This is a genomic window from Chitinophaga agrisoli (assembly GCF_008386695.1).
Classification (GTDB): domain Bacteria; phylum Bacteroidota; class Bacteroidia; order Chitinophagales; family Chitinophagaceae; genus Chitinophaga; species Chitinophaga agrisoli.
In genome coordinates this window covers 685,531-699,514 of the sequence record NZ_VUOC01000002.1, presented here as the reverse complement: position 1 = coordinate 699,514, position 13,984 = coordinate 685,531, and the positions used below count along the sequence as shown (strand labels likewise).

Here is a 13,984-nt window from a genome sequence, read left to right as displayed (position 1 = left end):
CAATTATCGCATGGGAAAGAAGATCTCCGTTATTATTCCTACGTATTGCCGGCCCGCTCTGCTGACGGAATGCCTGAAGACCCTGGCGCAGCAGCATTTTGACCGTGATGCCTTTGAAGTGATCGTTGTCAGTGATGGCCCGGACCTGCTTACCAAACAGGTAGTGGTATCCTGGAAGCATACTAGTCTGCTGGATATCGTCTATATGCCCCTGGATGCTAAAAAAGGCCCGGCGGCGGCCCGTAATGCCGGTTGGAAGCTGGCGAAGGGGCCACTTGTTGCATTCACAGACGATGATACCCGTCCGGACCCATTTTGGCTGCAGCAAATATGGGAGGCCTGGGCAGGAGAGCCGTTAATGGCCTTTACGGGGCGTTTAATCGTGCCTTTACCGCCTGCGCCTACTGACTATGAATGGAACACAGCGCAGCTGGAAACAGCCCGTTTTATTACCGCTAATTGCGTATGTACCCGCGAGGCCCTGGAACAGACAGGCGGTTTTGACGAACGTTTTGAGATGGCCTGGCGGGAGGATAGCGACCTGGAGTTCCGTTTGCTGCAGCAGAATATTCCTATCCGGCATTTACCGGACGCCATAGTTGTGCATCCGGTAAGGGCTGCCGGTTGGGGCGTAAGCCTGCGTGAACAAAGAAAGGCCATGTTTAATGCATTGTTGTATAAGAAGTTTCCAAAATTATATCGTAAGTGGATACATCCCCGGCCGCTCTGGGAATACTATGGTATGATCATATTTTGCCTGGTGATGTTGGGAGCGCTGTTGTCTGGGGCCGGAAGCGTTGCCCTGCTGGCGCTGCTGGGATGGATGATATTACTAACGGCGTTTATCCGCCGGCGCCTGGCGCATACTTCGCGCGCCTGGCCACATGTAGTAGAAATGATCATAACGTCTGTATTGATCCCCTTTTTGTCTGTGTACTGGAACCTATATGGGGCGTGGCGGTACAAGGTGCTCTATTGGTAAGACTATGCCGGCCTGTTCTTTTCCAGTCTTTCCTCCAGCAGCCCGCTGACCGCGGTTACAATATTCTCTGTAGTAGCTGGCGGGAGGTGCTGTTTATCGTATTGCTCATATACATACCGGATCACTTCATTCTTACTTTGCAGGTGTTGCGGCACATCGAAATACAGCACACTGCAGGGCACTTTCCAGGGTGTGTGCTGCGGATTGGTGAGCGCATACAGTACCACTACCGGGGTGTTTGTAGCGGCAGCAATATGTACGGTACTGGTATTTACGGATATTACCAGGGAGGCATGTTTTATCAGCACAATGAACTCTGTTAATGAGAACAGTCCCGCGGCTACACAGGCGCCGGCATCAACCCCTATTCCATGCCGGATACGGAGGTTTTGCGCCCGCTCTTCCGATGTACCGGTCAGCAGCAATTGCAGCTTTGTTTTGGCGATGATGGCCTTACCGGCTTCTATCCATTTCTGTACCGGGTACTGCCGTTTAAAGTCGCTTACGCCAGTATGCATTACCGCCCAGGGCCGGCTGGTATCAATCCCGCAATGTTCGATCTTCCGCATTATTTCCGGCCACTGCTCATCCTTTACTTCCAGTTGTAACTTTTCATTATCAGTTTTTGCGCCGATATGGGCCACCAGGTTAAGGTCCCGCTGTACCTGGTGATGGATGTGCGTATATGGCTCCCGCTCCGGCGCCCAGTGCGTTAGCAGGTGATACGGATTTTCGCGACAGTAAGCCAGGCGCATGGGAATGCCGGCCAGGTAAGCCAGCATTACAGCCGGCAAAGGGTTTTGACTGTACACGGTAAATACCACAGCAGCGTCATAGCGGCCCTCCCGCAGCTGCTGCACAATTTCATTAAAGGAGCTGGCTGGGTCTGGCAGCTGACTTTTCACCCAGGGCGCGTCAAAGATGATAGTATCGTCAATGGCGGGTATAGAAGGAGCTACTACTGCCCCCATGGTGGAGGTAAGCACGGTAATATGGCTCTGGAAAGTGGTTTTTAGCGCCTCTATAGCTGGAGAGCTCATAATAAGGTCTCCCATATTATCCAGGCGTATGCAAAGTATGCGCTGCATGTTAAAGACGGTATCAGATATAATGTGGCATAGATGCGGAAAACAGGAAGTCCTGTAAAGCTACGCTAATTTCAGCACAGGCGTGGTATGGATCCGCCGGATGATCATGGAGGTGGAGCGGCCCGGCAACAGTGGCAGTAATATCACTTCTCCGCCCAGTTGCTCTACAAGCCCGGCTTCAGGCAATGCATCTTTGGTGTAATCACCGCCTTTGGCAAAGATATGCGGCTGTATAGCCGCTATCAACGGCGCAGGCGTATCATCCTGTTCGCTGCCAAAGGGAATGATATGGTTTACGGCGCCCAATGCTGCCAGCACTTCCATCCGGTCATGCAGGCTGTTGATGGGGCGGTCGTTGCCCTTTAACCTGCGGATGCTTTCATCTGTATTGATGCCCACCATGAGGATATGGCCCAGCTGCCGCGCGCGGCCCAGGTAGTTCACATGTCCGCTGTGCAGAATATCAAAGCAGCCGTTGGTGAACACCAGCTTTTTACCCTGTGCCTTATACATGTTGCTGATATGCTGCAGTTGTGCCAGATCTGTAATGTACTTATCATTGACGGATAAGGAAGCATTCAGCTCCTGCCAGCTGCAATAAGCTGTTTCCTGTTTGCTGATGGCCACTCCGGCGGCGGTAGCCGCCAGTTCTGCCGCGGCGGCCAGGTCTGCGCCGGCCAGGCTGGCCAGCGTAAATGCGCTGATGTAGGCATCCCCCGCGCCGGATACATTGGGCGATATTACGGGGTGTGCGCCACAGCAATAAACCGGTTCCTGGCCGTCGAAGATCACTGCACCTTCTTCGTCCAGCGTTACTGCCGTTACGGCGGCGCCGGTACGGGTGGCAATATCTGCGCCCATGTTATTGATCTGCTGTGCACGGCAATGTGCCTGCACAGGTAATCCCAGTAAATTAACCGCTTCCTGGTAGTTGGGTTTTACCAGGGAAGGGGAGAGGGATTTGAAACATTCCAGCCGTTTGGAGTCTACCGCAATGAATTTTTTCTGTTGCAGGTTTAATGTCCGCAAGGCGGCTACCACCGCAGGTGTTAATAGCCCTTTGTTATAGTCTGCGATAATAATAGCGTCATGGCGCACAAACTCCTGTTGCAACAGGCGGATAAAAGCCTCCTCGGTATCCCGGTCTATTGCTGTTTCTGTGCCGCTGTCATAACGGGTCAGCAGTTGATGGCCGGCGGTGACCCTGGTTTTTACGATAGTGCTGCGTTGCGGACAGGTTATTATACGGCTGTTGATGCCTGCTACGTCCAGTAGTGTTCTGGCTTTTACGCCCTCTTCGTCCTGTCCGCTTACGCTGCAAAAACTTACCTGTGCGCCCAGGTATTTCACGTTTATGGCGGTGTTTGCGCCGCCGCCCAGTACCGTGGTGCGTGTTTCAATATCCACCACCGGGACCGGCGCTTCCGGCGTGAGCCGGGTGCTGGCGCCTTTCAGGTATACGTCCAGCATCAGATCGCCTATCACCAGTACGGCAGGCTGCGGGAATTGGGCAATTAACTCTTTATACATGGTTCCTTTTTTTACTAGCATTGGATAATACGCTTAGTTGTACATGATCAATGCTTCATTTTTTAAGATCAATGCTGCTGCCGCCAGCAGGTCATCTGCCACGAAAGATGGTTTCCTGTAAGGGTTGATGAGCCATTCTGTTTCATGTCCGTTGTCCAGCAGTACTGTCCGGCAGCCGGCACGGTTGCCCGCCTCCACATCATGCAGGATGTCGCCTATCATCCAGGATTGCTCCAGGTTAAGGTCCATCTCTCTGGCAGCCTGCAACAACATGCCGGGCATGGGCTTGCGGCAGCTGCAGTGTATGGCATACTCGTTTATTACGCCTTCCGGGTGATGGGGACAGTAGAAGAACCCATCCAGCTGTACTCCCCGCCAGCGTAACATACTGGTGATGTGCGCGATCACCGCCTCCATTGCTACATCGTCAAAATAGCCATGGGCAATACCAGACTGGTTAGATACCACGATCAATGCGTAACCGCGTGCCTGCAGCTGTTGCAGCGCTTCTATTGCACCTGTCTCCAGCTCTATTTTTAATGGGTCTGCATTATACGGCACATCTTTAATGAGCGTACCATCCTTATCTATGAATACTGCTTTTTTCATGGTGCTGGATTAGGTTATGCCTGGTGGGTAATTCCACCGGCTGTAATGGCGCTTTCGCTGATGGCCTGTTCATACAGTTTGTTCATCAGTTGTGCTACCCGTTGCCAGGTAAAAAGCGTGGCTACTCGTTTTACGGCATTATTGCCCATCTCTTCCAGTACAGACCTGCGTTGCAGCAGATCGTTAACAGCGCCGGCCAGCGCTGCAGGATCCCGGGGCGGCACCAACAGCCCGGTTTTGCCATGTTTTACGCTGTATTTGATACCGCCTACATCAGCGCCTATCACCGGCGTACCACATGCCATGGCTTCCAAGGGCGTAATACCAAATGGCTCATACCAGGGCGTTGTGATAAAAATGTCTGCGGCGGCATAAAAGAACTTAAGCTCTTCCCGGCCCTTACGGCCTGCAAATGTTACGGCGGCCTGTACGCCCAGGTCTTTGGCCAACTGTTTTAATCTTGCTATTTCTGGGTTAAAGCCCTGTTCGCATACTTCTGTTTCGCCGCCTACAATGATCAGGCGTATGCGCGCTCCGGTGTATCTAAGTTTAGGCAATGCCTGGATCACGTTGTCTACGCCTTTGCGGGGCACCATCCTGCCGAGTTGTAATAGTATTACATCATCCTGCGGCAGCTTCAGCTGCATACGCGCCAGGCGTTTATCAACCGCATACATCTCTTCCGGGTTTACCCCGCAGGGGATCACGCGGATCTTATCCGGCGGCGCCTGGTAGTATTGGATCAGGTCTTCGCGGTCCTGGGGACATTCGGCTATTACATAATCTGCCTGATGAATGGCCATTTGCTCTATATCCAGCCGTTCCGGGGGGAACTTATCCTGCTCGCCCTGGTGCAGGCGGCGGATATGACCTAATGCGTGGAAGGTGACAACAAAAGGTATGTGCAGTAAGGCTTTTATCTCCATGGCTACCAGCGCTGACATAAAGAAATTTGCATGTATCAGCTCGTAAGTAGTTCCTTCTTCCCGCATAAATGCCAGCATGTTATCGCGAAATGTTGCCATATACGGTAGTAGCTGCTCCTTTGGCAAACAGGCTACAGGACCGGCTTCAATGTGTATCACACGTACATCTTTGCGCCATTGTACGCGCTGGGGCAACTGGGGATGTTCCCAACGCGTGAAGATGTCAACGGCATATCCTTTTTTGGTAAGCTGATAGGCGAGCTCGCCTACGTATACATTTTGCCCTCCGCTGTCAACGCCGCCCAGCGCGGCAATAGGGGAAGCATGGTCGCTGATGAATGCTATTCTCGTTCTCATAATACAATGCTGGTTAAGTGATGAATTGCTCGTGCAGGGTCAATCATTATTGCCACAGCTGTTTACTGGCATCACTTCAAGAATGGAACCAAACCGCTTTACCGGAGTCTGCATGCCATGCATAGAAGTGTAGAATAACAGCAACACTTGTCTCTTCGTAACAGGCTCAGGTAGCGGGTTTCAATAGCGTTGTGATAAATGGTGATATGGGATGGGCCGTATGCAAATGTTGATGAATTAATTACTCACTGCGGATAAGCTACCACAACGCAACGTTAGGATTGCAATAAAAAAGGGTGTGCCGGTCCGGCACACCCTCTGCTACATACAGCGTTTACGTTTCCCTCAGTAACGTGTTGTATCAGTTCTTGTACTATCTTTTTTCTTCCAGTCTTTTTTGTGCATCTTATCTTTCTTCTTCTTCATCGTAGTATCCTGCTGATCCTGGTAATAGCCAGGCACTTCGCCGGTGGGAGCTACGTTGTGCTTTACATTCGCCTGGGCGATCACGAAGGTGCAAAGCGCGATGGACAGACCTAACACGGTAAGATGATTTTTCATGACTGACAAAGTTTTTGGGTGAGTGATGTTCCTACAGTTGCTAATCATGCTAAAACCCTGCACTTTTTATAAAGCAACAAAGTGACGAAGTATTTAATCCTTAATATGGTGTAATTCACTGTATTGCAGGTGGGGCGCGGAATAGGAGCGAAGAAGTGGGGTTTTAGCTGTGTGGATTTTTGGCCCGTATGGTAGACAGTGTCTACAGTTTTGCTATCTTCCATACGGGCTAAAATTGAATACCCTGGGGCAATTGCGGTGATCAGTTGTGCTTACTGGCCCTGCTGGTCTTTGCTTTTTTTGGGGTCCCATTCTATGTTGTCCGCCTGATCGTCCGTTAAATCGTTTTCTTCCAGGTCTTCCTCATCCAACACAGGCTCGTCATCCTCAACACCTTCTTCCTCCTCAGTACCTTCTTCGTCCTCAGCTCCCTCTTCCTCCTCTACATCTTCTTCCTCTTCCCCTTCATTTTCGTTACCATTTTGTTGTGATTCTTCGTTTTTTTGTTGCAGCGGATCTTCGTTGGGGCGCTGTTCACCCTGCTGCTGATCTTGTTTTTTAGTTTGCATAATATCAGGTTTTGATGGTGATCGCTACTTCCCTTTCATACTGTCCTTGTTCCTGCGGTAGGGCCATACAATGTATATGATCACCACTAAAAGAAAAATACCCAGCACTACCAGTGAAGTAAGCATAAATTGTTGTTTTGGTTACATTTAGCCCGTACAAGCATCAGGCCACGCGCCTGTGCAGCAGGCCCCGCCGTCATCGTTCATGGACAATATTATTATACCGCATAATTGCCTTAAAGCTGGCAGCGGCCGCTCCTGACCGCATGGCTGGTTGCCGTTTACAGGCGGATGGACACTAAAGGCGGAGGAGCCGCCTACTGTTCGTGGGATTCCCGAAAAAATAAAATTGTCCATCATTGTAAAAAGAATCGCCATTGTTCCCACAACGGGGTATAACGTAATTTAGCAGCGTTATGAAAAACGATACATACAACCACATTTACCTATTTGTTATTTCGATGATCTCCGCCATGGGAGGTTTTCTGTTTGGATATGACTGGGTGGTGATAGGAGGAGCGAAACCTTTTTATGAGCGTTTCTTTGAGATCACACAGTCGCCGGTGGCCCAGGGCTGGGCTATGAGCTGTGCCCTTGTAGGCTGCCTGGCAGGGGCGGCCATTTCCGGCGCGCTTAGCGACCGTTATGGCCGCAAGAAACTGCTCATGCTGTCGGCAGCCTTGTTCCTGGTATCTTCCGGGCTTACGGGGGCGGCGCACTCTTTTCAAAGTTTTGTGATCTACCGCATTATTGGCGGCATTGGTATAGGGCTGGCCTCCAATCTCTCGCCTATGTACATTGCAGAGGTAACGCCTGCCCACCTGCGGGGCAAATACGTGTCCATTAACCAGCTAACCCTGGTAATTGGTATACTGGCAGCCCAGTTGTTTAACTGGTGGATAGCAGACCCGGTGCCGGAGGGCGCTACGGATGCCTTCATCCTGCAGTCCTGGAACGGGCAAACCGGCTGGCGGATCATGTTCTGGGCAGCGCTGGTACCCTCCGCGCTGTTCCTGCTGCTGCTTATCTGGCTGCCGGAAAGCCCGCGCTGGCTGGCTACCCGCCAGCATACGGATAAGGCCCGGCAGGTATTGGCCCGGATAGGCGGCGAGCGGCATGCACAAACAGAGCTGCAGGCCATCGTACAAACCATGGATGCGGATACCCGCATGCACTGGCGGCAGCTGTTCCGGCCCGGCGTATCCCGTATCCTGATCATCGGTATTGTGATCGCCGCTTTCCAGCAGTGGTGCGGTATCAATGTTATCTTCAATTATGCAGAAGAGGTGTTCCGTGCGGCAGGTTATGGCGTATCCCAAACCCTGCTCAATATCGTGATCACAGGTAGCGTAAACCTGATATTTACCCTGGTGGCCATGTATACAGTAGACCGCTGGGGAAGGCGCCGCTTAATGATCTTTGGGGCTTGTGGCCTGGCAGTTATCTATGCCATCATGGGCACGCTCTATTACATGCAATTTAGCGGATGGCCGCTGTTGTTGCTGGTGGTACTGGCCATCTGTTGTTATGCCATGTCCCTGGCGCCGGTTACCTGGGTAGTGCTGTCGGAGATCTTCCCCAACAGCCTGCGCGGCAGTATGATGGCGATCGCCACGCTGGCCTTGTGGGCTGCCAGCTTTGGCCTTACTTATACGTTCCCGCTGTTGAACAGCGCGCTGGGCGCTGCCGGTACTTTCTGGCTGTATGGCGTTATCTGTGTGGGTGGGTTCATCTTTATCAGGGCTTATCTGCCGGAAACCAAGGGCCGGTCGCTGGAGGAGATAGAGCAGGATATGATAGGCGGCAACAAACCCGCTGCCGCAAGGCCGGTTACCGCCGGCTGATTGTATTGATCTTTAAACTTAATCTGTTAAAAATATAATTCGTTATGGAAGTTAAAGCCTGGCAGGAGGCTGTCATTATTCCTACTTATGGAATAGGGCAGCCGGAGAAGCACCCGGTATTCCTGGAGAAAAGAGTATACCAGGGAAGCAGCGGCGCCGTTTACCCGTACCCGGTGATAGAGAAGATCTTTGATGAGAAAACAGACCAGGAATGGCAGGCCGTATTCCTGGAGAATGACTATCTGCAGATCATGATCCTGCCGGAGCTGGGCGGCCGTATTCAGAAGGCCTATGATAAAGTGCGCAAACGCCATTTTGTGTATCATAACCAGGTGATCAAACCAGCCCTGGTGGGCCTTACCGGCCCCTGGATATCAGGGGGTATTGAGTTTAACTGGCCCCAGCACCACCGTCCGGGTACTTATGAGCCGGTGGACTGGTCCATAGAGCATTTCCCCGATGGCAGCGTTACCGTGTGGTGCAGTGAGCTGGAGCGGATGTTCCGCACCAAAGGCATGGCCGGTTTTACCCTGCATCCTGATAAGGCGTATCTCGAGATAAAAATACACCTGTATAACCGCACGCCGTTGCCCCAGACCTTCCTCTGGTGGGCCAACCCGGCTGTGCATGTGAATGAGCATTACCAATCCGTATTTCCGCCGGATGTGCATGCGGTATTTGACCATGGCAAGCGCGATGTATCCCGTTTCCCTGTGGCCACCGGTACCTATTATAAAGTTGATTATTCCGCGGGGGTAGATATTTCCCGCTATAAGAATATACCGGTGCCTACGTCCTATATGGCCATTACTTCCGGCTATGATTTTGTAGGCGGTTATGAGCATGATAGTCAGGGCGGATTGCTGCATGTGGCTAACCATCACGTATCACCCGGTAAGAAACAATGGACCTGGGGTAACAGCGATTTTGGCCAGGCCTGGGACCGCAATCTCACGGACGAAGACGGGCCGTATATAGAGCTGATGTGCGGCGTATATACGGACAACCAGCCAGACTTTTCCTGGCTGATGCCTTATGAAGAAAAGAGTTTTCAGCAATACTTTATGCCTTACAGCCAGGTAGGGTTGGTGAAAAACGCGAGCAAAGACCTGGTGATGAACCTGGAGCTCAATGGGGATAATGCGCGTTTTAAGCTGTATTCTACCGGGGCTTTCCCGCAAAGCAAGGCGGTGTTGTACAAAGGAGGAAAGGAGATATGGAGCCGTATGCTGGACCTTTCTCCCGCGGCCTATATCGAAGAGGACATCGCGCTGCCCGGCGATGCGGACATCACCCAGTACCGCATCAGCATCTATGACCAGCAGGGCCGTATTATGCTGGAATGGCAGCCCGCACCGGATGCCATACAGGCAATGCCGGCTGCTGCCCGTCCGGCCCTGGAACCGGCACAGATCGCAGAGATAGAGCAGCTGTACCTGACCGGCCTGCACCTGGAGCAGTACCGTCATGCTACCTATGATCCGGTGGCCTATTACCAGGAGGGCCTGCGCCGCGATCCGGGAGATATCCGCTGTAACAATGCGTTGGGTAAATGGTATCTGCGCCGTCTTTTAACACAGGAAGCAGAACAGCATTTCCGTCGTGCGATAGATACGGCAACCGGCCGTAATCCCAATCCGTATGATGGGGAGCCTTTCTATAATTTAGGCGTTAGCCTGCGCTGGCAGCAACGCCTGCCGGAGGCCTATGCCGCTTTCTATAAAGCCACCTGGAACGCCGCCTGGGCATCTCCCGGTTATTACCAGGCCGCCCTTATCTCCGCGCTGCAACAGCGTTGGGAGAATGCGCTGGATGAGGCTACCCGCTCCCTGCAAGGCAACTGGCGCCATCATAAAACAAGGCATTTGCTCACCGGTATCCTCCGGCATCAGGGCAATACGGCTGCTGCGCTGGAAATGGCCAATGCATCGCTGCAAATGGACCGTTTTAACAGTGGCGCCCATTTCGAAAAATACCTGCTTACAAAAGATGAAGGAGTGCTGCAGGAGCTGCAGCAGTTACTGCGCGGCAATATCCACAACTATATAGAGTATGCGCTGGACTACCAGGCTGCCGGTATGTATGCAGAGGCCCTGCAGCTGCTGCAGTCAGGCATTGACCAGCAGCAGGAGGTATATCCCCTGGCCTGGTATGTAATGGCCGCTATTGCCTGGGAAGCCGGCAACAGCAGCGCTGCGCATAGCTATTGGGAAAAGGCCGCCAGGGCGCTGCCGGATTACTGTTTCCCTCACCAGCAGGAGGCCGCACTAGCCCTGCAGCTGGCTATGGAGCAACACCCGGAAGACGCCCGTGCGCCTTATTATCTGGGTAACTACTGGTATCATTTCCGTCAATATGAAAAGGCCATCGCCTGCTGGGAGAAGTCCCGGCAGCTGGATGACTCCTTCTCTACCGTACACCGCAACCTGGCGCTGGCGTTCTTTAACAAAAGGCAGCAGCCGGAACTGGCGGTGACCAGCCTGGAAGAAGCTTTTGCGCTGGACCAGGGCGACGCCCGTATCCTTATGGAGCTGGACCAGCTGTATAAACGCCTTAACAGGCCAGCCGCATCCCGCCTGGAGCAGCTGGAAAAATACCCGGCCCTGTTGCTGGACCGTGACGATCTGTACCTGGAAAGGGTCACCCTGTACAACCTGCTGGGCCGCCACGAAGAAGCCTATGAGCTGCTGATGCAGCGTAATTTCCATCCGTGGGAAGGCGGCGAAGGCAAGGTTACTTTCCAGTATCTCTACAGCCTGACTGCAATGGCCAAAGCTGCCATTAACATAGCGGATTATACAAAAGCGCTGGAGCTGCTGGAAAAGGCGCGTTTTTATCCCCATAACCTGGGAGAAGGCAAGCTGTATGGCGCACAGGAAAATGATATTGAATACTGGAGCGGTTGCGCATATGCCGGTCTTGGACAAAAAGCCGAAGCGAAGGCTTGCTGGGAGCGTGCTGCCACCGGTACCGCGGTACCATCCGCAGCTATGTACTATAACGATCAGCAGCCGGATAAGATCTTTTACCAGGGGCTGGCGCTGCAGGAACTGGGCCGTAAGGAAGAAGCGAGGAGCCGTTTTAATAAGCTGATCGACTATGGAGAACAGCACCTGTTTGATAAGGTAAAGATCGAGTACTTTGCGGTATCCCTGCCGGACCTGCTGATCTGGGATGATGACCTGAACCTGCGTAACCGCCTGCACTGCGAATACCTCATCGGCCTTGGTCAATTGGGACTGGGTAGAAAGGAAAGGGCGGCAGACCTGTTTGAAAAGATACTGGTCATAGATCAGTACCATTTAGGCGCGCATATCCATCTGCAAAGAGGGGCGCAAACGCCTGCTGCGTTGGTGGGTTAGTAAGAAAACATACTGTCAAATAAAAAGCGGCCGTCTCATACATCATGAGACGGCCGCTTTAGTTATATTAAACTGATCATAATCAAAGGAATCCAAGCTCCAGGCGGGCTTCTTCACTCATCATTTCCTTGGTCCAGGCGGGTTCAAAGGTAAGATGCACATCTACATCAGACACACCTTCTATGCCGCGCACCTTCTCGTCTACTTCCCTTATGATATCGCCGGCTACCGGGCAGCCCGGCGCGGTTAAGGTCATAGTGATATTTACACGGTTATTGTCGCCAATCTTTATTTCGTATACCAGTCCCAGCTCAAAGATATTTACCGGTATTTCCGGGTCGTATACGGTCTTGAGCGTGGTTTCTATCTGATCCCTTAATGATGGTGCCTGTTCCATGATCGTGTGTTTGTTTTAGTTATTCAGTTTGGCCATATATGCCACCGCATACATTTTCATTTGTTTCAGCATGCTTAACAGCCCGTTAGAACGGGTGGGGGACAGGTGGCTGCTGAGGCCAATGGCGTCAATGAAGTAGATGTCTGATGTAGCAATATCTTTGGGCGTATGACCGGAGAGGGCGGCTATCATCAGGCTTATTAATCCTTTGGTGATCACGGCATCGCTATCGCCGGTAAAGTACAGTTTCCCATCCTTTAGCTCCGTATGCAGCCATACCCGGGATTGGCAGCCCTTGATCAGGTTATCGTCCGTTTTATATTGTGCGTCAATCAGTGGCAGTTCTTTTCCCAGTTGAATAATGTATTCGTATTTATCCATCCATTCCTCCATCAGGGAAAAATCTGCTATCAGCTCATCCTGTTTTTCGTTGATCGTCATTATCCGGTATTTTATCGCAACATGGCGGCAGCCCTTTTAACGCCGGCTACCAGCTTATCTACTTCTTCAAAAGTGTTGTAAAAGGAGAGGGAGGCGCGTACGGTGCCGGGAATCTTAAACAGGTCCATCAGTGGTTCTGTGCAATGGTGCCCGGTACGTACAGCAATGCCTTGTTTATCCAACAGTTCGCCCAGGTCATAGGGGTGTATCTCATCCACCAGGAAGGAGATAGCGCCCGCGCGGTGCGCTGCCTGGCCTATAAAACGCAGGCCTTCCACTTGCTCCAGGGATTGCAGGGCATATGCCTGTAGTTGTTCTTCGTAGTGGCGGATGTTATCCAGCCCTACCTGCTGCAGGTATTTGATGGCGGCCTCCAGCCCTATGGCGCCTGCCATATGCGGGGTGCCGGCCTCAAACTTATAAGGCAGCTCGTTATAGATAGTTTTGGCAAAGGTCACGGTCTTGATCATATCGCCGCCGCCCTGGTAGGGGGGCATCTTGTTCAGCCATTCTTCTTTGCCATATAATACGCCTATACCGGTAGGCCCGTAGATCTTGTGACCGGAGAAGGCCAGGAAATCCGGGTCCAGCGCCTGTACATCTATACTGATGTGCTGTACTGCCTGCGCAGCATCCAGCAAAACAGGGATATTGCGCGCATGCGCCAGTTCGATGATCTCTTTTACCGGGTTGATGCTACCCAATGTGTTGGACACATAGGTAACGGACACGATCTTTACGCGCTCATCCAGCATGCGGCGGTACTCATCCATCAGCAGCTCGCCACGCTCATTGATGGGGACCACTTTCAGCTCAGCGCCTTTTTCTTCGCAGATCATCTGCCAGGGCACAATGTTGGAATGGTGCTCCATAGCGGAGATGATCACTACATCCCCGGCCTGCAGGAATTTGCGGCCAAAGCTGCTGGCCACCAGGTTAATACCGTCTGTGGTGCCTTTGGTAAAGATGATCTCGTGGGAATGTCTGGCATTGAGGTAAGCGGCTACCGTTCTGCGGGACTGCTCATAGGCTTCTGTAGCCTGCTGGCTCAGCTGATGCACGCCACGGTGCACGTTGCTGTTATAGTTCTTATAGTATTGTTCCAGCGTATCCAGTACTATCTGCGGTTTCTGGGTAGTGGCGCCATTGTCAAAATATACCACCGGCTGGCCAAAGACCTTTGCCTGTTGTAACAGCGGAAAGTCTTCCCTGATGCGCGCCACATCCAATACCGGTGCTATAGCTGTTGATACGTGTTCCATATTCAATGATAAATTTTCAATTACGAATTACGAAACGGGTTTTCGTAATTCGTAAT

Annotated in this window: 12 protein-coding genes; 3 read left to right on the top strand and 9 right to left on the bottom strand. The window is 52.1% G+C overall.

Going from position 1 to position 13,984, the window contains the following annotated elements; genetic code table 11:
* Nucleotides 1–10: 10 nt before the first annotated feature.
* Nucleotides 11–982 (top strand): glycosyltransferase family 2 protein, encoded by a 972-nt coding sequence (locus F0L74_RS10235; RefSeq protein ID WP_149837772.1) that lies wholly within the window; start codon nt 11–13, stop codon nt 980–982.
* Between the two features lie 2 nt (nt 983–984).
* On the opposite strand, the gene F0L74_RS10230 is transcribed toward F0L74_RS10235, so the two are convergent.
* From F0L74_RS10230 to F0L74_RS10205, 6 genes are all read right to left on the bottom strand, one after another.
* Complete coding sequence (locus F0L74_RS10230) at nt 985–2,070, bottom strand: glycosyltransferase family 9 protein (RefSeq protein WP_149837771.1); 1,086 nt, start codon at nt 2,068–2,070, stop codon at nt 985–987.
* Nucleotides 2,071–2,130: 60 nt separating this feature from the next.
* Complete coding sequence (locus F0L74_RS10225; protein WP_188315945.1) at nt 2,131–3,600, bottom strand: PfkB family carbohydrate kinase; 1,470 nt, start codon at nt 3,598–3,600, stop codon at nt 2,131–2,133.
* Nucleotides 3,601–3,633: 33 nt separating this feature from the next.
* Nucleotides 3,634–4,209 carry a D-glycero-alpha-D-manno-heptose-1,7-bisphosphate 7-phosphatase gene (locus tag F0L74_RS10220; RefSeq protein WP_149837769.1) on the bottom strand — a complete coding sequence of 192 codons (576 nt, stop codon included), beginning with the start codon at nt 4,207–4,209 and terminating at the stop codon, nt 3,634–3,636.
* Between the two features lie 14 nt (nt 4,210–4,223).
* Nucleotides 4,224–5,492, bottom strand: a complete 1,269-nt coding sequence (locus tag F0L74_RS10215; RefSeq protein WP_149837768.1) for a glycosyltransferase — start codon at nt 5,490–5,492, stop codon at nt 4,224–4,226.
* A 345-nt stretch (nt 5,493–5,837) separates the two neighbouring features.
* Nucleotides 5,838–6,053: a hypothetical protein gene (locus F0L74_RS10210; RefSeq protein WP_149837767.1), complete on the bottom strand. Its 216-nt coding sequence runs from the start codon at nt 6,051–6,053 to the stop codon at nt 5,838–5,840.
* A 272-nt stretch (nt 6,054–6,325) separates the two neighbouring features.
* The gene (locus F0L74_RS10205) at nt 6,326–6,622 is read right to left on the bottom strand and encodes a hypothetical protein (RefSeq protein WP_149837766.1); all 297 of its coding nucleotides are present in this window, start codon (nt 6,620–6,622) and stop codon (nt 6,326–6,328) included.
* A 416-nt stretch (nt 6,623–7,038) separates the two neighbouring features.
* Between F0L74_RS10205 and F0L74_RS10200 the strand changes: the two genes are divergently transcribed.
* Both F0L74_RS10200 and F0L74_RS10195 read left to right on the top strand, forming a co-directional pair.
* Nucleotides 7,039–8,466, top strand: a complete 1,428-nt coding sequence (locus F0L74_RS10200) for a sugar porter family MFS transporter (protein ID WP_149837765.1) — start codon at nt 7,039–7,041, stop codon at nt 8,464–8,466.
* 44 nt (nt 8,467–8,510) lie between these two features.
* Nucleotides 8,511–11,828 carry a tetratricopeptide repeat protein gene (locus F0L74_RS10195; RefSeq protein ID WP_149837764.1) on the top strand — a complete coding sequence of 1,106 codons (3,318 nt, stop codon included), beginning with the start codon at nt 8,511–8,513 and terminating at the stop codon, nt 11,826–11,828.
* A gap of 82 nt (nt 11,829–11,910) precedes the next feature.
* Here the strand turns inward: F0L74_RS10195 and F0L74_RS10190 are convergent, their stop codons facing one another.
* From F0L74_RS10190 to F0L74_RS10180, 3 genes are read right to left on the bottom strand one after another with little or no spacing between them, the layout of a single operon-like run.
* On the bottom strand, nt 11,911–12,225 hold the full coding sequence (locus F0L74_RS10190) for a DUF59 domain-containing protein (RefSeq protein WP_149837763.1): 315 nt from the start codon (nt 12,223–12,225) through the stop codon (nt 11,911–11,913).
* 15 nt (nt 12,226–12,240) lie between these two features.
* On the bottom strand, nt 12,241–12,666 hold the full coding sequence (locus F0L74_RS10185) for a SufE family protein (RefSeq protein WP_149837762.1): 426 nt from the start codon (nt 12,664–12,666) through the stop codon (nt 12,241–12,243).
* Between the two features lie 11 nt (nt 12,667–12,677).
* Nucleotides 12,678–13,928 (bottom strand): aminotransferase class V-fold PLP-dependent enzyme, encoded by a 1,251-nt coding sequence (locus F0L74_RS10180; protein ID WP_149837761.1) that lies wholly within the window; start codon nt 13,926–13,928, stop codon nt 12,678–12,680.
* Nucleotides 13,929–13,984: the final 56 nt, after the last annotated feature.